Origin of the sequence: Arthrobacter sp. SLBN-122 (genome assembly GCF_006715165.1) — a bacterium.
Taxonomy (GTDB): Bacteria; Actinomycetota; Actinomycetes; order Actinomycetales; family Micrococcaceae; genus Arthrobacter.
Genome location: NZ_VFMS01000001.1, coordinates 2,610,752 through 2,630,946 on the forward strand (window position 1 = coordinate 2,610,752; position 20,195 = coordinate 2,630,946).

The following is a 20,195-nucleotide window of genomic DNA, read 5'->3' on the forward strand; positions in this document are numbered from 1 at the left end:
GACAGTGAACTCCCGGATGGCCTGTTCACGCAGGCGGAGCTTCCGGCAGGTCCCTGGTGGCGGGGCCCTCGAGCAGCTTGCCCTGGTTGGTGAAGCGCGAACCATGCAGGGGGCAGTCCCACGACTGTTCGTTGTCATTCCAGTGCAGGATGCCGCCCATGTGGGTGCAGACTGCCGAGAGCCGGCACGTGGTTCCGGCCACAGTGGATACAGCCACGGGCAGGTTGCCCTCGCGGTAGACCTTGCCCTGGCCTTCGGCCGGGACTCCGGCAGCTGCGGAGCCCACAGGAACAGGTGGTGTCGGTACGGCACCCTCGGAAGCCGGAACAGCGGATCCACCCGCGCCCCGTTTCAGGCCATCAAACTTCCGGCCCTCGGTGGTCACCTTCCCCCAGTCCGAAGCCAACCGTGCAGCCACTCCGGCATTGAGAGCCACGGCGGACAACGCACCTGACGGGGATGTGACGCGGTGGTGGATGGTGTCCGCCCAGGGCACCTGCCCGCCCAGGATGTCCGCTGAAATGCCCAGCGCGGCAGCGACGGCGTTGGTCATTCCCCATTTGTTGTAGCCGGTGCCGAAGTAGATCTGGCCCTTTCCGCGCGGGAGTTTGCCGAAGAAGGGCATGAGGTTGGTGGGCAGGTAATCCTGCGCGGACCACGTGTGCGTGGCGACTGCACCGGGGTAATGCCCGCCCGCCCACTCAAGCAGGCCGGAAAGGTGCGCCTTTTCCGAATCCGTCCGGCCCACCTGATGCCCGTGCCCGCCCACGAGCAGCACGTTCCTGCCGTCCACCCCGTAGTCGCGAAGGGAGTGGGTGGGCTGTTCAACCGAGATGTACATGCCCCGCGGAGGCGCTTGGTCCTCCTGCAGCTCAAGGGCCGCCGCGTAGGATCGGCTCGGCTTCAGCTTGGCGAAATACAGGCCGCGGTCCAGGACGGGGATGCCCGTGGCAAGGACCACCTTGTCCGCCCTGACGCTGCCGTGGTCGGTCTTGACTGCGGAGGGCGCATCGCCGGTCACGTCCCTGAGCCGCACGCCGCTGACGATACGGCCGCCACGGCTGCGGATATCAGCCACCAGTGCGTCCAGGACCTCCAGGGGGTTGATCTGGGCCTGGTCCCTCAGCCGCACCGCGCCGTGGACGGGGAACGGCAAACCGGCGTCGCGCACGTAATCCACATCCAGCCCGGCAGTGGTGGCGGCGCTGACTTCTTCACGCAGCTTCTTCGTGCCTTGCGCCGATGAGGCGTAGGTGTAGGCGTCGCGGCGCTGGAAGGGCACGTTGTGTTCCTCCAGGTAGCGCAGCAGCCACGCCTGGCCTTCCCGGTTCCCGTCCACGTACGCCTGCACCTGCTTCTGCGAATACTGGCGTGCGAGCTGGGACAGGAACGTTCCTTGCAGCAAGGTCACCTTGGCGGTGGTGTTGCCGGTTGTCACGGCCCCTGGAAAGCGGGCTTCCAGCACCAGGACGCTTTGTCCGGACCGGGCCAGCAGCAGTGCGGTGACCAGGCCCGTGAGGCCGGCGCCCGCCACCACCGTGTCATACCTGGTGTCCGGTTCGAACGGATCAGAAATGAAGGGTTCCCTGCGGTCCAGCCAAATCGACGTCATGCCAGTCCAACCTGCCTACGCTCCACGGCCCTCGCAGGCCAGTTTGTGATGGGTCTGTTATCAGCCTCTACTATCCGCTGCGGATTTGCTAAGTATACTTACGATGTCGGGGATTAAGTATATGGTCAGGCACTATCGGTCACGCTTCGCCCGGCAGTTAGAAACGTCAACGACACAAGCAGGAGAAATCATGACAACCATGAATTCCGGCGGTCGCACTGTAGGCCGGACCAACATCCAAAAAGCCACCCTTGCCGTAGGTGTGGTCTTCCTCCTGGTAGGGGTCCTGGGGTTCATCCCCGGCATCACTTCCAACTACGACTCCCTGGGGTTCGCGGGGCACGGATCCGGGGCGATGCTGCTGGGCCTCTTCCAGGTATCGATCCTGCACAACATCGTCCACCTGCTGTTCGGCGCCGCAGGCATTGCCATGGCCCGCAGCGTGCCCGGCTCAAAGAACTACCTGGTGGTGGGCGGCGCCATCTACTTGGTGCTGTGGCTCTACGGCCTGCTCATCGGCCAGGACACTGCTGCCAACTTCGTCCCGGTCAACACGGCGGACAACTGGCTGCACTTCGTCCTCGGTGTTGCCATGATCGGCCTGGGCGTGGCCCTGTCCCGCGGCACGGCAGGCGCCGGCCGCACCACCACGGCCACCAGGTAACAACCAAAGGCGGTAACACTGCCGAGGGGCAGCCGGCGGGAATGTTCGACGGCGGTCCGGAAGTATGAAGGCGGCCCGGCTTGATTGCCGGGCCGCCTTTGGCCGTCCAAGGTTGTCTTCGTTGGGTCAGGCGGGCTGGAACGCACCAATGCTGAGCAGGGTGATGTTTGCGTTGCTGCAGGCGCGCGTTGGCTGTGGGATGAACAATGACTCGGTCTCCTCGGGCGGATAGATCCGGTATCCGGCCGCATCGACCGGGGAGCAGTCCATGTAGTTGCCTGCCTGGGTGTAACGCAGCACAGCAGTGCCGGTCTGGCCCGGGGCCAGCAGGACGTCGACGACGCCGGCGGAATCATCCCGTGTTGCCGGGGCGCCAATGGGGGCGCCGGCGGCGTCTGCCACCAGGGAGACGCCCGGGTAACCCCTGAGGATGCAGGGCTCGGAGCCTTTGTTGGTGAGGTTGAGCTTCATGTAGACACTGCCGGCAGCGCCGCCGCCGGAGGCGTCGGTTGCCGCCGTGAGCCCGGCCGCTTTACAGAGGGTGGGGGTGCCGGCAGGGGTGGTGCCCGGAGCGGGGGAAGCAGGCGTCGACGTGGCCGGCGCCGAAGAGGCCGGAGGCGGCGTTGACGCGGTTGGCGACGGGGACTGGCTGGCCTGCCCGGTGGCGGGCGACGTCGTTGTCTGGGACTGCGGCTGGCTTGGACCGCACGCGGTGAGCAGCAGCGCTGCCGCTGCGGCCGCCGTCGTCATGGCAAACCCCTGGGAAATTTTCTGAGACCTCATGGCACCACCTTCGCGGTACCCGTTGCCCGCGTCAACGATGCCACCGGCAGTAGACGCAATTTGATGCCCGGATCGTGATGATCCCGGCATCAGACATGCCCGCAATGGGACCTGCGCGGCCATTTCGCCGGCCGGGCTGTCCCCCCGGCCCTCAGTCAGTCTCCGGCCCGCTGCAGTAGGGGCAATCGTCGGGGCAGTCCGTCATGCCGGCACCCCTGCCAGGTCGAAGCCGTCGGCGATATGGAACAGCCGCCGGCCGCCCGCCGGCGCAGTCACCCACACCACGTCGCCGTCGTCGGTCCGGGCATCCACCAGCCCGCTGAACGCGGTGTATCCATTGCTTCGGAGCTCCACTGCGTCGCCGATGTCGACGTTGTCCCAGCGGACGGGGCTTTTTACGCGGCTCGTCATTGAAGTCACGGTTCTTCCTTTGGGGAGAATGGGCCAGGCAGCCACTGCCGCCCGGTGATGCCATCAAACAGCCCGGCGAGGGTCCGGCTCAATGGAGGAATGGCCACCCGTCCCGGAACTGCTTTGTGCAGCCCTCCAGCAGGGTCCTTGTGCCGGCGTGGAACGGCAGGGTTAGACTGCCTGCGTACGTGTTGGCGATCGAAGGAGAAGTTCATGGACTACACCGGAAGCCAGTCGGAAAAGGCGGTTCCCGCCGGTGAACTGGGCCGCAGCCACATCGGGCAGACAATCAGCTTCCAGCCGAACGAGTTCACAGTCGTCTTCGGCAAGCTCGCCGGCATCGCGCGGACTGAGGCCATGGTCTACCTGTCCCTGACAGGGGTGGGAAGCGGCACCCACCTGAAGGATGAATACGACCTTCCCCTGACCCATGAGGTCTACGTGCCGGTGGACGTCATTTCCAACGCGGAATCCACCATCAAGGACCTGTTTGGGAAGGTCCAGGAGAACCTCCGCGGAGCCGGCCACAAGGGCGGCGAGGACCGGACGGACCGGCTCTAAGCCGCCCCGAACCTTAAGGACGTGGACGACGGCGGGAGGTCCCGCCGTCGTCCACGTCACCGGGGGTACCGCCCGGCCCGGCATCTGTTAGTCCTAGTACGCCTTGACTCGCTGCTCCACCACGAGGTGGATGAGGGCGAACACGCCGTCCCGGTCGATCGCTGCCAGGGCGGAATCCAGTGCGGCCGGGACGTCCCGGTCCTCGGTTACCGTGACTCCGAACCCGCCGAAAGCCCTGGCCATCAGCGCAAAATCGGGGTTTTTCAGCTGGGTGCCCGACACGCGCTGCGGGTAGTGCCGCTCCTGATGGGTGCGGATGGTGCCGTACTCCTGGTTGTCCATGACCACCACCAGCGGGGTGGCGCCGTACTGGGCAGCCGTTGCCAGCTCCTGCCCGTTCATGAGGAACTCGCCGTCCCCGGCGATGGTAACCACGCGCCGTCGCGGTTCGGCCAGGGACGCAGCGATGGCCGAGGGGACGGAGTACCCCATGGAACCGTTCCGCGCGCTGATCATGGACGCGTAGCGGCGGGTGGGGAAATACCGGTGCGCCCAGTTGGTGTGTTCACCTGCACCAAAAGTCACCATTGCGTCCTCCGGCAGCCGTGGGACGAGATTGGCCATCAGGGTGTCCATCCGCGCCTGTCCTGCCGCCGGCGCAGCGGGAGGAAGCGCGGCAAATCGCTCCTGCTCAGCGCGCATCCGGCCCGTCCAGGCCTTCCACTCTTCCTTCACGGGCAGGCTGATGTCGGCCAGGCCGCGCACGAACGCTTCCGGCTTGGCCAGGATCTGCCGCGACACCGGGCCGGACCTTCCGCGGAGCGACGGGTCCACGCTGACCAGGAAATTCTCCTTGTTCCAGTCCTGCCTGCAGACGAAACCGTCCGTGATGACGTCCCCCGGCACCGTTCCCACGAAGACCAGGAGGTCGGTCTCCTCCAGCAGGTCATAGGTGGGGCGGGGACGGCCGTAGCCGATGGGGCCCACATAGGAGGGCGAATCGAAGGGCACCGTACCCTGCGTCCGCCATTCCGCCGCGGCCGGGATGTGGTGCCGTTCCAGCCATCCGGTGAGCTGGTCCGCGGCCTCCTGGGTCCAGTCATTGCCGCCGGTGACGAAAAGGGGCTTGCTGGATTCAGCCAGCGCCGCTTCCAGCGCTGCTGCATCCGTGCTGGCCATGCCGCCGGCGGCAACGGGAATGGCAGGGTGCAGGGCGGGGCTCACCTGCTGCCGGATGATGTCCTCGGGCAGGCCCACCACCACGGGCCCGGGCCGCCCGCTCATGGCCGCGAACATCGCTTCCGCCACGATCTCGGATGCCCGCTCCGGGTGGTCAAGGACCATCACACGCTTGGCTCCGGTGTCGAACCAGGACTTGATGTCGAATTCCTGGAAGGCCTCGCGGTCCCGGTGGGCGAACGGGATCAGCCCCACGAACAGCAGCATGGGAGTGGAATCCTGCCACGCGGTGTGCAGTCCCACGTGGGCATTGGCGGCACCGGGCCCCCGGGTCACCATCGCCACCCCGGGACGCTGGTTCAGCTTCCCGTCGGCTTCCGCCATGTAGGCGGCGCCGCCTTCATGGCGGCAGACGATGGTTTCGATCGTCGAGTTGTGCAGGCCGTCCAGCACGTCCAGGAAGCTCTCGCCGGGAACCACGTAGGTGCGCTCCACGCCGTGCGCCACCAGCGAATCAACGATCATGTGCCCCGCGGATTTCAGGGCGGGCACCGCGGCGTCCCGGTGATGGACGACGGCGGCGGGCCGGGTAGGGGAGGAGGTCAGGGTGGGCTGCGGCTCTGGTGTCATGTTCTTTCTTTAGCTCGGAGGGTGGCGGAAGCGCCGGGGTCAGGAAATGGGCGTGCGGTTGGCGATGACGGGGGACTTCCCGGTGTAGCCGTCGCGGGTTTCGGCGATGTCGCGGATGCGTTGGCGGCAGGCGTACCAGCCGATGACCATGAGGATGGAGGCGATGGCGGTGACGAGCATGGTCAGGGGTGAGTCGATGAAGACCATGATGAGGACGCTGATGAGGAAGAGGAGGGAGAGGTAGCCGGTGTAAGGGGCGCCGAACATGCGGAAGGAGGGGCGGGTGACCCAGCCTTTGTCGGCCCAGCGTTTGAGTTGGATTTGGCAGAGGACGATGGTGGCCCAGGTCATGATGATGCCGACGGAGGCGATGTTCAGGACGATTTCGAAGGCTTCGGCGGGGACGAGGTAGTTCAGGGGGACGCCGAGGAGGGAGACGACGGCGGTGATGGCGATGCCGCCGTAGGGGACGCCTGCTTTGTTCATGCGGGAGGCGAAGCGCGGGGCGGAGCCGTTGACGGACATGGAGCGCAGGATCCGGCCGGTGGAGTAGAGCCCGGCGTTGAGGGAGGACAGGGCGGCGGTGAGGACCACGAGGTTCATGATGACGTCTACGCCCTGGACGCCGATGGAGCCGAAGAAGGTCACGAAGGGGCTGACGCCTTTTTGGTAGGAGGTGAAGGGCAGCAGCAGGGCCAGGAGGATGACGGAGCCGACGTAGAACACGGCGATGCGGAAGACCACGGAGTTGATGGCTTTGGGCATGATTTTTTCGGGGTTTTCGGTTTCGCCGGCGGCGGTGCCGACGAGTTCGATGGAGGCGTAGGCGAACAGGACGCCCTGCATGAGGATGATCATGGGGAGCAGGCCGTTGGGGAAGATTCCGCCGTTGTCGTTCAGGAGGCTGATGCCGACCTGTTGGCCGTCCACGGGGGTGCCGAAGATGACGAAGTAGGTGCCGATGATGAGGAAGGCGACGAGGGCGGCGACCTTGATCAGGGCGAACCAGAATTCCATTTCGCCGAAGACCTTGACCGAGACGAGGTTCAGGGCGAGGACGACGATGAGGGCGGTCAGTGCCCAGGCCCACTGCGGGACGTCGGCCATCCAGGGGATGTAGTTGCCGAAGAAGTGCATGTAGAGGGCGGCGGCGGTGATGTCCACGATGGTGGTGGTGGCCCAGTTGATCCAGTAGAACCAGCCGGAGACGAACGCGGCTTTTTCGCCGAAGAATTCCCGGGCGTAGGAGACGAACGAGCCGGAGGAGGGCCGGTGCAGGACCAGTTCGCCCAGGGCGCGCAGGATCAGGAACGCGAAGAACCCGCAGACCGCGTACGCGATGACGAGGGACGGGCCGGCCGCGTTGAGCCGGCCGCCGGCGCCCAGGAACAGGCCGGTGCCGATCGCACCGCCGATCGCGATCATCTGGATCTGCCGGGGCTTGAGGTTCTTGTGGTAACCCTTGTCCTCCGCGTGCAGGGAGGTCTCGGACGCATGCGTGTGACCACCATCAATAATGTGGTCGAAACCAACCTCGTCATTGGGGTTGTTGGGCATGGGTATTTCCTTTCGATCCGGGGGAGATCTGATGGGGTGGGAAAATCTAGAAAACGGACCAGCCGGTGCGGTCCGAGAGGTCGGCAAGGGCTGCCGTGCCGGCGAGGGAATTGCCCTTCGCATCCAGGCGGGGGCTCCACACACAGATGGCGCACTGGCCCGGCACGATGACCAGGATCCCGCCGCCCACCCCGCTCTTGCCGGGCAGGCCCACGCGGTAGGCGAATTCGCCGGCGGCGTCGTACATGCCGCAGGTCAGCATGATGGAGCCGATCCTCTTGGCCTCGCTTGGCGACAACACCGTGCCGGAGGTCCCCTGGCCGTCATTGGCAAGGAACAGGCCGGCCTTGGCCAACTCGGTGCAGGTCATCATGATGGAACACTGGCGGACATAGTTTTCCACCACTGATTCCGCGGGCCGGCAGAGGTTTCCGAAGTCCTTCAGGAAGTGGGCCAGGGCCAGGTTGCGGCTGCTGCCGGCCAATTCACCGGCGGCCGCAGCCTCGTCAATGAACGGCCCGGACTGTCCCTGCTTCCCTGTGAGTCCCTGCCGGCCCGCTTGTTCGGTGAGGAACCGCAGGAGGTGCGCAGCGGCGTCGGGCGTCCCTTCCATCAGGTGGTCGGTGACCACCAGTGCGCCGGCATTGATGAAGGGGTTGCGGGGGATGCCGTGTTCGGCTTCGAGCTGGACCAGGGAGTTGAAGGCGGTCCCGGACGGTTCGCGCAGCACCCGTGACCACAGGCGGGCCGATCCGCCGCCCTGCAGCGCCATGGCAAGGGTGAATACCTTGGAGATGCTCTGGATGGAAAAGGGGACGTCCGCGTCGCCGGAGCAAAAGACGTCACCGGTGGTGGTGGCGACGGCGATTCCAAACCGGTTGAAGGGAACCTTGGCCAGGAAGGGGATATTGCGGGGTACTGCACCCGTCTCCTTCCGCGGCCGGTGATGCCGGACGATGTCCTCGAGGAGGACGTCCAGGGGTGGTGCGCCGAGCGTGGTGGTCATTTCCTGCCTGAAGTGTCGTAGGAGGTGGAGGCCCACTCCTGGAGGTGGAGCAGTGCCACCAGGGAGTCCCTGGGACTGCTGAAGTTGAGGCCGGTCACGCGGGTGGCTTTGGCTACCCGGTAGTACACGGTGTTCTTGTGCAGGTTCATCCGCCTGGCGCATTCGGCGACGTCGAAGGACGCGTCGAAATACGCGCGGAGGGTCTCGGCGAGTTCGGCGTCTTCCTGCAGGAGTGTTGCCAGGCTGCGGTGGCGGAAGGGGGACGAGTGGAAGTTCCGTACCGCCTCGCGGTAGAGGATCTCGGCTTCGAAATCTCCTACCGAGGCAACCGTGCCGGATTCCGCGGTGCCCACGCAGGCCAACAGCGCCTCCGTAATCCGGGTCACCGTGTGGAGGGACAACAGGTCCGGCGCCAGGGGGCCGACGGCTGCGAAGGGACTGATGCCGAGGTGTTTGCCCGCATCCCGGACGATCGCTTCGGCCAGCGACCGCAGCCCCGATTCCGCGGTGCTTGACTGCAGGTCGGGCACGATGATGGCGGTGTCACCGTTGAACTGGCCCACGACGGCGGTGGGCTTGTACGCGGCCGCGTGGATGGAGGCGAGGTTGGCAAGTTCCCCGTGCTTGAGCGCTGCGTCATCGGCACGCGAGTCGGCATCGGACATGCCGATGAGGATGAGCGCGGCCGGCCTTTCCGAAGGGATCTTTCCGCTGTGCGCGCTGGCGGCGGCCTCCGCGGGGCCGGACAGGATCCGCACAACCCGGTCCTCCCGCATATGGACGGACTGCTGGTTCCGGTAGCGGATCAATTCGGCGGAAACGCGGGCCGCGGAGCCCGTAAGGACGTATTCAACATCCGGCCCAAAGCCGCCGCCGGTCTCCTGGAGCCAGATGTAGCCCATGATCCGCTCACCCGCGAAGAGCGCGATGGCAACCCGTTCCCGCAGCCCGTCCTGGGGCCTGGCGGGCATGCGGACCGGCTGGCGGGTGCGGTGGAGTTCCCGGTAGGCACCGAGGTCCTTGAGCAGCAGTTCATACTTGCGGGGGCCGCGGCGGGCCAGGATGGACGCCTTCCGGAGTTCATCAATGTCGTTGGTGACGGTGGAATAGGCCAGGACCTTGTTGGCCGCATCCTCGATGAGCACGTGGCTGGACGTGAGCCGGGCCGTGGTCTGGGCGATCGCGAAGAGGTCTTCCTCGAGCAGCGTCAACACTTCGCTCTGGTAGCTGCGCGGCTGGATCCGGTCCTTGGCAATGGACAGCAGGCGGTCCCAGTCTGCCGCCGGGTCCACCAGCAGCAGCCCGGACCCGGCTGCGCGGAGGAGTTCCTCCGCTTCTGCGAGGTCTTCACGCTGGCCCTTCACGGCGACCACCGGGGGCGGATCCTTCAGGAGGCGCCGGAGGGCAGGCAGTGCAGAACGTCCACGGACCCCGATGAGCAGGACAAAGGCTTTGGCGGGCTCGATCGCTTCGTCGTCCGCGTCCACAATCAGGAACCGCTCGATGGCCGGCGCCGTAGGGGCAGGCCGGAGGATGAGGCTGGCGAAGCCAAGGGGAAGATCCGAGAGGATGTCCTCCACCGTAACCGCGGCCATGGCATTTCCTTTTGTGTTGATCCCAGCGGACGGCTCTGTCCGGTCACATCATGCTATCCAGCCTCAAGGCGCACGATTATGGAATTCATTCCAAGCCCGCCGACATGTTTTTGGTTTCCGGTCCATGGAAGGAGGGGGCCCTATAAGGCGCTGCCGGGGCCCCGCCAGGAAAAGTTGTTCAACAATACCTTGCCAAGATTGTTCAACAACCTGTATCGTCGCTGGGGACGATAATTGTGACTACGGTCACCCAAGGCAATGGATGGAACCATGGCAGCAGAACCTGGCATCAAACTGAACCTAAGCACGTCCGCCCGCCGCACAGCGCTCCTTGGCGCCATGTTCCTCATGGCCACCAGTGCCATCGGACCGGGCTTCATCACCCAGACCACGGTGTTCACCGCCCAGATCGGGGCCGCGTTCGCGTTCGCGATCCTGGCCTCGATCCTGATCGATGTGGCCGTGCAAATGAATGTCTGGCGCGTCATCGGCGTCACCGGGCTCCGGGCCCAGGAACTTGGCAACAAGGTCCTTCCCGGCATCGGCTGGCTTCTCTCCGGCCTGGTGTTCCTTGGCGGGGTGGTCTTCAATATCGGCAACATTGCCGGCACCGGCCTCGGAGCCAACGCCATGATGGGTGTGGATCCGAAGGTGGGCGGCATTGTCTCGGCCGTGGTCGCCATCCTGGTCTTCCTCAGCAAGAAAGCCGGCATGGCACTGGACCGGATCGTGGTGCTGCTGGGCGCCGTCATGATCCTGCTGATGATCTACGTGGCCATCGTCGCCGCCCCGCCCCTGGGAGAGGCGCTGAAGAACACGTTCCTTCCCGAAAAGGTGGACTTCCTCATCATTACCACCTTGGTGGGCGGCACCGTGGGCGGCTACATCACCTACGCCGGTGCCCACCGCATGCTCGACTCCGGCGCCACCGGCATCCGGCACGTCAAGGAGATCACCCGCAGCTCCGTCCTGGGCATCCTGACCACCGGCCTGATGCGCGTGCTGCTCTTCCTGGCCATCCTCGGCGTCGTGGCCGGCGGGACCGTCCTCACCAGCAGCAACATGGCGGCCGAAGCCTTCGGCGCGGCAGCCGGTGAAATCGGCCTCCGGATGTTCGGTGTGGTCCTTTGGGCCGCCGCCATCACCTCGGTGATCGGCGCAGCCTTCACCTCCGTCTCCTTCATCACCTCCTCCCGCACGCCCGAGCGCAAGCGGAACCTCATCACCGTCGCATTCATTGCCGGCTGCGCCATCGTGTACTTCTTCCTCGGCCAGGCGCCCCAGCAGCTGCTGATCTTCGCCGGCGCCTTCAACGGACTGATCCTGCCGGTAGGCTTTGCGGTCCTGCTCTGGGTGGCCTGGCGCCGCCGCGACCTGATGCACGGCTACGCCTACCCCAAGTGGCTGCTCCTGGTCGGTACCGCCGCATGGCTCCTCACCGTGTTCCTCGGCTGGACCTCGCTCATGGGACTGGCAAAGCTGTGGGCATGATGGACCGCCCCAGCATCCTCCCCGCCGCAGCACGCGAAGCCTTCCGAGGCGGCCTGGTGGAACCGACGTCGGGCTGGTCCCGCGGGTACGCGCAGGCGAACGTGCTTGCCATTCCGCGGGACCACGCCTTCGATTTCCTGCTGTTCGCCCAGCGCAATCCCAAGCCGTGCCCCATCCTGGGCGTCCTCGAGCCCGGCGAGACCAGCGGCCCGCTGCTGGCAGGCGGGGACATCCGCACGGACGTGGCGAAGTACACGGTGTACCGCGACGGGGAGAAAGTGGATGAGCCCACCAACATCACAGACTACTGGCGTGATGACCTGGTGACGTTCCTGATCGGCTGTTCCTTCACCTTCGAGGCAGCCCTGCAGGACGGCGGCATAGGCATAGCCCACATCGAGCAGGGCGTGAACGTGCCGATGTACCGCACCAGCCGCCAGTGTGCCCCCGCCGGCACCATGTCCGGTCCGTTGGTGGTCTCCATGCGCCCCGTCCCCGCCTCGCAGGTGGCCGACGCGGTCCGCATCACCTCCCGCTACCCGGCCGTGCACGGCGCGCCCGTCCACGTGGGCAACCCGCACGAACTGGGCATCAGCGACCTGGCCCGGCCGGACTTCGGGGATGCCGTGACTGTCCCGGATGGGCACATTCCGGTGTTCTGGGCCTGCGGCGTCACCCCGCAGGCTGCCGTGATGCAGTCACGCCCGCCGCTGGCCATCGGCCACGCCCCTGGCCACATGCTCATCACCGACGCGAGGGACAGCGACTACCTGGTTCCGTGAACCCGCGACTAAAGAAGCCGGGAGGAGCCCGCACCAACCGGTGCGGGCTCCTCCCGGCTTTAACAGCCTCCGGTCAGTGCCCCGGGCCGGCCAAGTGGCCCAGCAGTTCGGCCTCGGCGGCGTCGAGGTAGGTGCGCAGCCCGGCGGCAGCTTCCTCCCGTTCGCCTGCCCGGAGCCGCTTCACGAGCTCCACATTGCGCTCCACATAGTGGCTGTGGAAGTCGGGGGCCGAGGCCATGGCATAAAAGACAAGCCGCATCTCGGCGAGCACGCGGTCCATCAGTTCCTGCAGGGTGCCGCTTCCCGTCAGGCCCACTACCGCCCGGTGGAGGGCCTGGTTGGCGTCTGCCATATCCATGACGGAACCGGCATTCCGGGCCGCCTGGGCGCGCTGGACGATGGCTTCCATCTCATCCAGGATCTGCGGCGAGAGCTCGCCCCAGAGCACGGCGGCGGGTTCGATGGTTCGGCGGATGCGGTAGATTTCCCGCACCTCCTCCGCGCCCGGCGACGCGACAAAGACGCCCCGGTTGGGAATATGGGTGACGATTGACTCGCCGGCAAGGATGGTGAAGGCCTGCCGCAGGGTGTTGCGGGAGACGCCCAGCGAGGTGGACAGGGATTGTTCGGACAGCTTGGACCCGGGGGTCAGCTCGCCCGCAGCGATGCGCCTGCGCAGAACGGACGCGATCCATGCCGTGGTGTGCGCGTGTTCCGCCGCACCGTGTGTCCCGCTGTCCATGTCCGTTCCCCCGCTTTCGTCAACATCCGATGTTAGCTGACCGTCCCCAGCACCTCGCCACGGACAACGACGGCCCCCGGCGCCTGTTCGCCGCGGCGGAAGGTGCCGGCCGCGGAAGAGGCAACAACGGTCTCCATTTTCATCGCCTCAACGACGGCGAGCGGCTGGTCGGCGCCAACTTCGGCGCCGTCGTCGGCCAGCCACTTGACCAGGTTGCCGCCCATGGGCGCCGTCACCTTGCCGTTGGCCGCGTCACTGCCATGGCCGGCGGCCTCGCCTGCGCCGGCCGAAACAGCTCCGGCCCCTCCGTGCATGAGTGCGGCATAAACCTCTGCGGGCAGTCCCAGCTGGACAGCCTTGCCGTCGATTTCCACGGTAAGGGTTTCGCGCCGCGCCACGGGTCCCGCAACGCCGCTCTTCAGCGAGGCCGCCAACCGGCCGGAGAACTCTGATTCGATCCAGGTGGTGTAGACGCCCAGCCGGTCCGGTGCCGTGAAATCCGGGTCCCGCACCACGGCGCGGTGGAACGGGACCACCGTGGGCACGCCTTCGATCCGCAGTTCGTCCAGGGCGGCACGGGCACGGCGCAGCGCCTGCGCCCGGTCCTCGCCGCGGACGATCAGCTTGGCCATCAGGGAGTCGTACTCGGCAGGGACGACCGAGCCGGAACGGACCCCGGAGTCCACGCGGATGCCGGGGCCGGTGGGTGCTTCGAACACGTCCACGGGGCCGGGGGAGGGCAGGAAGCCACGGCCGGCGTCCTCGGCGTTCAACCGGAACTCGATGGCGTGGCCGGTGGGCTCTGGATCCTCGGTGATGGAGAGCGGCAGCCCGGCAGCAATCCGGAACTGTTCGCGCACCAGATCGATGCCGGAGGTTTCCTCGGTAACCGGGTGCTCCACCTGGAGGCGGGTATTGACCTCGAGGAAGGAGATGACGCCGTCAGGTGCCACCAGGTACTCCACGGTGCCTGCTCCGGTGTAGCCGGCTTCCCGGCAGATGGCGCGGGCGGATTCGTGGATGCGGCTGCGCTGCTTCGGCGTGAGGAACGGTGCGGGTGCTTCCTCCACCAGCTTCTGGTTGCGCCGCTGGAGGGAGCAGTCACGGGTGCCCACCACCACCACATTTCCGTGCGTGTCCGCGATGACCTGGGCTTCGACGTGGCGGGGCCGGTCCAGGAAGCGTTCCACGAAGCATTCGCCGCGGCCGAACGCCACGGTCGCCTCACGCACCGCCGATTCGAAGGCATCGTCGATGTCCTCCATCCGGTAGGCGATCTTCAGGCCGCGGCCGCCGCCGCCGAAGGCCGCCTTGATGGCCACCGGAACGCCGTACTCCGCGGCGAACGCGCGGACCTCGTCCGCGTTAGCGGCAGGCCCGTCCGAGCCGGGCACCAGCGGGGCGCCGGCCCGGACGGCAATGTCCCGCGCCGTCACCTTGTTGCCCAGGCTCCGGATGGCTTCCGGTGACGGGCCCACCCAGGTGAGTCCGGCGTCGAGCACTGCCTGCGCGAAGTCGGCGTTCTCGGACAGGAAGCCGTAGCCGGGGTGGACGGCGTCGGCACCGGCGCGGGCCGCGACGGCAAGGAGCTTTTCGATGTTCAGGTACGTCTCCGAACTGGCGGAGCCGTTCAATCCGTAGGCCTCGTCGCTGAGGCGCACGTGCAGGGCGTCGGCGTCGGGATCCGAGTAGACGGCAACGGATGCCAGGCCTGCATCAGCGCAGGCGCGGGCGACGCGGACGGCGATCTCACCGCGGTTGGCGATCAGGACTTTTTTCATGGCTGCTTCTTTCACAGGCTGTTTGTGGCAGGCGTGGGAGTGGTGGGTTCTGGCTGCTGCAGGGCCCCGGGCCCGAGCGGCTCCATGGTTCCCGGATCCACGGCCTGGAACCGGATGAGGGCACCGGGCGGGAGCTGCGCCGCCACCGGCAGGTCTTCCGGAACGACGACGGCGATCACCGGGTAGCCGCCGGTCACGGGGTGGTCGGCAAGGAAAAGGACGGGAAGGCCCGACGGCGGTACCTGCAGTGAGCCGGCTACCACGCCTTCGCTGGGCAGTTCCTCCGGCCGCGAGCGTTCCAGCGGCATCCCTCCGGCTGTTGTGTCCAGCCGTACGCCGATGCGGTTGGATTCGGCGGTGGCGGTCCAATCCTGCCCGGTCAAAGCCTGGAGGGACTGCGGGGTGAACCAGTCATCGCGGGGCCCGGGGGTGACCCGAAGCACCACGGTGGCATTGCCGGCCCCGCCCCCGCTGAGGGCCGGATGCAGGGTGGGCGGTTCGGGCTGGCCCACCACGCGGCCCTGGTCTGCCGGGCCGATGGGCAGCACGGTTCCGGCGGCCAGCGGAGCCGGTCCGATCCCGGACATCAGATCGGTGGACCGGCTGCCAAGCACTGGAGGCACGTCGATTCCGCCGCGGACGGCAAGGTAGGTGCGCAGGCCTGCGTCGGGGGTGCCGAGGTGGAGGCTGTCGCCGTCGTGCAGTGGGAAGGGGGCGTACATCGGGGCCGGGCGGCTGCTGCCGCCGGAGCGGATTTCGGCCCCTGCGGGGGCGCCGGTGAGCGCGGCCGTCAGTTCACCGCGAGCCTGTACCGACAGGCCGCCCAGGACGGTTTCGAGCACGGCGTCGCCCGGCGGGTTTCCCACCAGCCGGTTCGCCTGGCGGGCGCCCGCGGCGTCGGCAGCGCCTGCAGGGGAGACACCCAGGTCGCCATAGCCGGGGCGGCCAAGGTCCTGGATGAGAGACTGCGGGCCGGGCGTGATGATCTCGATGGCGGGGCCGGAGGCCCGCGCGCCGGCAGGGGTGTCCTGCTGTCCGGCGGGTTCGGTGATTTCCACGACTTCCCGCACTGCGACATACCGGACGGTGCTGCCGGGCCGGAGGAGGGCTGGCTGTTCACGGCCCAGGTCCCACATCCGCGCTGCGGTGCGGCCGATCAGCTGCCAGCCGCCAGGGGAGCGCCGCGGGTAGACGGCGGAGAAGTTGCCGGCCAGGGCCACGGATCCGGCGGGAACGGCGGTCCTTGGCGAGCTGCGCCGCGGAACGTTCAATGCATCGTGCTCGCCTACCAGGTAGGCGAAGCCGGGGGCGAACCCGCCGAACGCCGCTGTCCACAGCTGCCCGGTGTGGGCGGCGATCACGCCGTCGGCGCCCAGCCCGGTCAGCCTGCCAACGTCGGCGAGGTCGTCGCCGTCGTACACCACCTCAATCCTGACGGGCTCGGAACCGGTGTGGCCCACCGCCGCCGCGTCCCTGTCCAGCATGGCGACGGCGGCATGGGCCGCCTGTGCCGACGCGCGGGAGTCGAAGACGGCCAGGACGGTCCGTGCGGCGGCCAGGACATCCACCTGGCCGGGCAGGGGCGCCTCCTGCAACCGGGCGTGGACGGTCAGAACCGTGTCCAGGGAGTCGAGTTCGAGGAGGAGGGCGCGCGGGCCGGCCCAGCGGATGTGGAGGGGGCTCACACGAAGCTCCGGATTTCCACGCCGGCGGCTTCCAGTTCCCGCCGGACGGCGGCGGCCATGGACACGGCGCCGGCGGTGTCACCGTGAAGGCAGATGCTCTCCGCTTCCGCCTTGATGGTGGACCCGTCCCGGGCGATGATGGTCCCCGCCGTGGCAAGCCGGACCATGTTGGCGGCGACGGCGTCTTCGTCGTGGAGGACGGCGCCGGCCTCGCGCCGGGAAACCAGGGTGCCGTCGGGGTTGTAGGCGCGGTCGGCGAAGGCTTCGGCCACGCCGCGGAGCCCGGCGGCTTCGGCTCGGGCCAGTGCCACGGAGCCGGGGAGCAGGAGCAGCGGCAGGTCGCCGCCGAACGCCTTGACCGCGTCGACGACGGCCTGGGCATGCGTTTCGTGGGTCACGATGGTGTTGTAGAGGGCGCCGTGCGGCTTGACGTACTGGATGCGGCCGCCGGCGGAGGTGGCCAGTGCGCTGAGGGCGCCCAGCTGGTAGAGCACGTCATCCGCCAGTTCCGTGGCGGAGCAGTCCAGGAACCGGCGGCCGAACCCGGCAAGGTCGCGGTAGCCCACGTGTGCACCGATGACGACGCCGGCCGCGACGGCATCCCGGCACGTGCGGGCGATGGTGGAGGGGTCCCCGGCGTGGAAGCCGCAGGCGACGTTGGCGCTGGAGACTGAGCGGAAGATTGCTGCGTCATCGCCCATGGTCCAGTTGCCGAAGGATTCCCCGACGTCGCTGTTGAGGTCAATGAAGGCCATAGTGATTCTCGTCTCGTTGAAGTGGTCTCTCTAGGATGCACGAGAATCAAGGATTGTTCAACAATCTTGGGGTGACGATTTTGCCTAAAAAGAAGCCCGGGGCCGCGCGTCGGACGGCCCCGGGCGTTGAACCGCCGGACGAAAGGCTAGATCCAGGCAGGCGCCGGCGGCGCAGGGGTGACCAGTCCGCCGTGGCGCTTTGCCGTGGTTCCGTCCGTGCCGCGGCCGGTGGCCCACTGCGCGACGGCCGGCAGGGAGCCGGAAACGACCGTGGGTGAGGCGGCGGCCGTGTCACCGTAGGTGAGCGGCCGCGCATGGCCGGTGACCTCCACTACCAGGTCCTTGTCCGTCCCGCGGGCGTGCCAGGCACCGGTGATGTCGGCCAGGAGCCGTTCCAGGACCAGTGCGGGGATGTCCTTGAACGTGGCCCCGTTGTCCAGGTCCACCGCGTGCACCCACACTTCGCGGGTGCGCATCCACACTGTTTCCTCCGCCGGGACAATGCGCCCCTGGGCGGTCTTGATCTTGTGGTGCCAGTTGTCGGCGGGCAGGTCGCGCCATTCCACGTTCAGGTGCACGGCGGAGTGGTCGAACAGGTTCCGGAGTGCGATGGGACTCAGGGTGGCGCCGAAGTCGATCTCGTGGTTGCGGACCTCGACGGAGGGGTACATGGGTGTCTCCACTCCAGTGGCTGCCCACTCCACCAGGCGGGCGATGGCACGGGCGTTGTAGCCCACGTGGGCTACAACGTGGCGGCGGCTCCAGCCCGGCAGCAGCGAGTCCCCGTCGAGTTCCGCGTCGGTGAGCTCGTTGAGCTTGCGGGCAAAGAACGCGGTGCCGCGCCGTGCCTGCAGCAGCCCGTCGAGCAGGACGGGATCGGTGGCCTGGTCGTGGCGGGCAACCATCAGGCTTCCTTGACCACGCGGTTCGTCAGCTGGCCCAGGCCCTCAATGGTGGTCACCAGGACCTGGCCCTCCTGCAGGTAGCGCTTGGGGTCCTGCGCGTGGCCCACGCCGCCGGGGGTGCCGGTGGCAATGACGTCGCCTGGGTTGAGGGTGATGATCGTGGAGATATAGGAGACCAGGAACTCGGGGGTGAACACCAGGTCCGAGGTGGGGGTGCTCTGCTGGACTTCACCGTCCACGGCCGAGGTCATCAGCGGTCCGGCAGTGAACTCGTCCTGGGTGACCAGGGCCGGGCCGAACGGGGTGGACTTCTCCCAGGTCTTGCCCTGCAGCCACTGAATGGTGCGGAACTGGTAGTCACGCATGCTGATGTCGTTCAGCACGGAGTAGCCGGCGATGTACCCGGCAGCCTCTGCCTCCGGGATGCGGCGGCCGGACTTGCCGATCACCACGGCGAGCTCCGCTTCCCAGTCCACCGTGTCCGATTCCTGCGGCAGCGCGAGGTCGTCGTTGGGGCCGATCAGGGATTCGGCGTACTTGGCGAACAGGGTGGGGTGCTCCGGGACTTCGCGGCCCATCTCCTTGATGTGATTGCGGTAGTTGTGGCCCACGCAGATGATCTTGCCGGGGGCCGGCACGACGGCGGCGAGGTCGGCGCCGTCGAGCGCGTGCGTTGCGCCGTGGGCTTCCTTGGCCGTGGTTTCCCAGTGGGGGTCCTTCAGCAGGGCCCCGACGTCGGAGAAGCCCGGGATCTCGGTGAGGGTGTCACCGTCCTGGCGGACCGCCGTCGTGCTCTTGCCGTTGCCTGTGTCTGCGGAATTCAGGCGGAGGGTGAGGAGTTTCATTACTTGGTGCGTCCTTAGATGTAGGTGCGGTTGAAGTTCAAGCGCTCAAAGATGGGTGCGTCGCTGAACCGGAAGAGGTCAAACTCTGATTCGGCCTGCAGGGACCAGGCGGCCCAGGACGGCACCACGAAGAGGTCGCCCTTGGCCAGGACCTTCGTTTCGCCGTTGAGGGTCACGGTGCCGGTGCCTTCGAAGACCTGCCAGACGCTGGAGCCCACCTCGCGGACGGTCTCGGTCCAGGTGCCGGCGCGCAGCCGGTGGAACTCGGCCCGGATGGTGGGCATAACGTCCCCGCCCGTGGTGGGGTTGGTGTAGCGGACCGCGGCATGGCCCTGGGAGACCGTGGCCGGGTGGCCCTCGTCCTCGAGGAGCAGCTGTTCGCGCAGGGCGGCGTCGGTGTACTTCCACCGGTACGCGGCGATGGGGGAGTTGGTGGTGTCATCCAGCCCGGAGAGCGGGCGCAGGCCCGGGTGGGCCCAGAGCCGCTCGGAGCGGGAGATGTCCGGGGTGGCCTCGTCGGTGACGCGCTCGGTGCCGAACTCAAAGAAGCCGGCGTCGGCGTAGTGCACGAACGGAATGTCCAGCCCGTCAATCCATGCCATGGGCTCATCGGTGTCGTTGTGGTGGCCGTGGAAGTTCCAGCCAGGGGTGAGCAGGAAGTCGCCGCGGGACATCCGGACGGGGTCCCCGTTCACCACGGTCCACACGCCCTCGCCCTCAACCACGAAGCGGAAGGCATTCTGCGAGTGCCGGTGCTCCGGGGCTGTCTCGCGGCCGCCCAGGTACTGGATGGCTGCCCACAGCGTGGGGGTGGCGTAGGGGGTGCCGGCCAGGCCCGGGTTGGCCAGCGCGATGGCGCGGCGTTCCCCGCCGCGGCCCACCGGCACCAGGTCGCCGGCGCGGGCGGCCAGGGGGTACAGGTCATCCCACCGCCAGACGTGCGGCACTGCCCTGGGGGACGGGACCATAGGCATCAGGTCCGCGATCTCCGTCCACAGCGGAATCAGGTTCTCTTTATCGAAATCCCGGTACAGCTGCTCCAGCTGGGCAGCCTCCTCCGGGGTGGGCTCGGGAACATGGTGTTCCTGCGCTACGGACTCGTGCGTTTGGTTTTCAGCGCTGATCGACACTGGCCTTCTCCTTGCGTGCGGACTGACTGCGACGTGGATTCGACCCTAGGGAAGATGTGCTGTGATCCCCAGCATATTCTG

At 67.3% G+C, this 20,195-nt stretch carries 18 protein-coding genes; 4 read left to right on the forward strand and 14 right to left on the reverse strand.

Going from position 1 to position 20,195, the window contains the following annotated elements:
- Positions 1–25: 25 nt before the first annotated feature.
- A complete protein-coding gene (locus tag FBY36_RS12245) occupies positions 26–1,612 on the reverse strand; it encodes an FAD-dependent oxidoreductase (RefSeq protein ID WP_142119763.1) in 1,587 nt (528 codons plus the stop codon).
- A gap of 190 nt (positions 1,613–1,802) precedes the next feature.
- Here FBY36_RS12245 and FBY36_RS12250 point away from each other — a divergent pair, with 190 nt between their 5' ends.
- Positions 1,803–2,276: a DUF4383 domain-containing protein gene (locus FBY36_RS12250; protein WP_142119765.1), complete on the forward strand. Its 474-nt coding sequence runs from the start codon at positions 1,803–1,805 to the stop codon at positions 2,274–2,276.
- Positions 2,277–2,402: 126 nt separating this feature from the next.
- On the opposite strand, the gene FBY36_RS12255 is transcribed toward FBY36_RS12250, so the two are convergent.
- A complete protein-coding gene (locus FBY36_RS12255; RefSeq protein ID WP_200830483.1) occupies positions 2,403–3,059 on the reverse strand; it encodes a DUF4232 domain-containing protein in 657 nt (218 codons plus the stop codon).
- A 201-nt stretch (positions 3,060–3,260) separates the two neighbouring features.
- The gene (locus tag FBY36_RS12260) at positions 3,261–3,470 is read right to left on the reverse strand and encodes a hypothetical protein (protein ID WP_142122615.1); all 210 of its coding nucleotides are present in this window, start codon (positions 3,468–3,470) and stop codon (positions 3,261–3,263) included.
- Positions 3,471–3,683: 213 nt separating this feature from the next.
- Between FBY36_RS12260 and FBY36_RS12265 the strand changes: the two genes are divergently transcribed.
- Positions 3,684–4,031: a hypothetical protein gene (locus tag FBY36_RS12265; RefSeq protein ID WP_142119769.1), complete on the forward strand. Its 348-nt coding sequence runs from the start codon at positions 3,684–3,686 to the stop codon at positions 4,029–4,031.
- A 93-nt stretch (positions 4,032–4,124) separates the two neighbouring features.
- Here the strand turns inward: FBY36_RS12265 and FBY36_RS12270 are convergent, their stop codons facing one another.
- Genes FBY36_RS12270 through FBY36_RS12285 form a run of 4 tightly spaced genes read right to left on the reverse strand, consistent with a single transcriptional unit; the run spans position 4,125 to position 9,998 of the window.
- Entirely contained in the window at positions 4,125–5,840 is a 1,716-nt protein-coding gene (locus FBY36_RS12270; RefSeq protein WP_142119771.1) for a thiamine pyrophosphate-dependent enzyme, read from the reverse strand.
- 39 nt (positions 5,841–5,879) lie between these two features.
- The gene (locus FBY36_RS12275) at positions 5,880–7,397 is read right to left on the reverse strand and encodes an amino acid permease (RefSeq protein ID WP_142119773.1); all 1,518 of its coding nucleotides are present in this window, start codon (positions 7,395–7,397) and stop codon (positions 5,880–5,882) included.
- A 46-nt stretch (positions 7,398–7,443) separates the two neighbouring features.
- On the reverse strand, positions 7,444–8,403 hold the full coding sequence (locus FBY36_RS12280) for a glutaminase (protein WP_200830484.1): 960 nt from the start codon (positions 8,401–8,403) through the stop codon (positions 7,444–7,446).
- A complete protein-coding gene (locus FBY36_RS12285; protein ID WP_142119775.1) occupies positions 8,400–9,998 on the reverse strand; it encodes a PucR family transcriptional regulator in 1,599 nt (532 codons plus the stop codon). The genes FBY36_RS12280 and FBY36_RS12285 overlap by 4 nt, the downstream gene beginning before the upstream one ends.
- Before the next feature lie 270 nt (positions 9,999–10,268).
- Between FBY36_RS12285 and FBY36_RS12290 the strand changes: the two genes are divergently transcribed.
- Together FBY36_RS12290 and FBY36_RS12295 are read left to right on the forward strand one after the other, a co-directional pair.
- On the forward strand, positions 10,269–11,489 hold the full coding sequence (locus FBY36_RS12290) for an NRAMP family divalent metal transporter (RefSeq protein WP_142119777.1): 1,221 nt from the start codon (positions 10,269–10,271) through the stop codon (positions 11,487–11,489).
- The gene (locus tag FBY36_RS12295) at positions 11,486–12,271 is read left to right on the forward strand and encodes a putative hydro-lyase (protein WP_200830485.1); all 786 of its coding nucleotides are present in this window, start codon (positions 11,486–11,488) and stop codon (positions 12,269–12,271) included. Before FBY36_RS12290 ends, FBY36_RS12295 begins: the two co-directional genes overlap by 4 nt.
- A 73-nt stretch (positions 12,272–12,344) precedes the next feature.
- Here FBY36_RS12295 and FBY36_RS12300 read toward each other — a convergent pair whose 3' ends face one another.
- The 7 genes from FBY36_RS12300 to FBY36_RS12330 all read right to left on the reverse strand — a co-directional run bounded on the left by FBY36_RS12300 (position 12,345) and on the right by FBY36_RS12330 (position 20,114).
- The gene (locus FBY36_RS12300; protein ID WP_142119779.1) at positions 12,345–13,013 is read right to left on the reverse strand and encodes a GntR family transcriptional regulator; all 669 of its coding nucleotides are present in this window, start codon (positions 13,011–13,013) and stop codon (positions 12,345–12,347) included.
- A 32-nt stretch (positions 13,014–13,045) separates the two neighbouring features.
- Positions 13,046–14,794: an acetyl/propionyl/methylcrotonyl-CoA carboxylase subunit alpha gene (locus tag FBY36_RS12305; protein ID WP_142119781.1), complete on the reverse strand. Its 1,749-nt coding sequence runs from the start codon at positions 14,792–14,794 to the stop codon at positions 13,046–13,048.
- Between the two features lie 11 nt (positions 14,795–14,805).
- A complete protein-coding gene (locus tag FBY36_RS12310) occupies positions 14,806–16,479 on the reverse strand; it encodes a 5-oxoprolinase/urea amidolyase family protein (RefSeq protein ID WP_142119783.1) in 1,674 nt (557 codons plus the stop codon).
- Positions 16,476–17,234 (reverse strand): LamB/YcsF family protein, encoded by a 759-nt coding sequence (locus FBY36_RS12315; RefSeq protein WP_142119785.1) that lies wholly within the window; start codon positions 17,232–17,234, stop codon positions 16,476–16,478. The genes FBY36_RS12310 and FBY36_RS12315 overlap by 4 nt, the downstream gene beginning before the upstream one ends.
- A gap of 146 nt (positions 17,235–17,380) precedes the next feature.
- Positions 17,381–18,139: a maleylpyruvate isomerase family mycothiol-dependent enzyme gene (locus tag FBY36_RS12320; protein WP_142119787.1), complete on the reverse strand. Its 759-nt coding sequence runs from the start codon at positions 18,137–18,139 to the stop codon at positions 17,381–17,383.
- Positions 18,139–18,984: a fumarylacetoacetate hydrolase family protein gene (locus FBY36_RS12325; protein WP_142119789.1), complete on the reverse strand. Its 846-nt coding sequence runs from the start codon at positions 18,982–18,984 to the stop codon at positions 18,139–18,141. The genes FBY36_RS12320 and FBY36_RS12325 overlap by 1 nt, the downstream gene beginning before the upstream one ends.
- Before the next feature lie 14 nt (positions 18,985–18,998).
- A complete protein-coding gene (locus FBY36_RS12330) occupies positions 18,999–20,114 on the reverse strand; it encodes a cupin domain-containing protein (protein WP_142119791.1) in 1,116 nt (371 codons plus the stop codon).
- Positions 20,115–20,195: the final 81 nt, after the last annotated feature.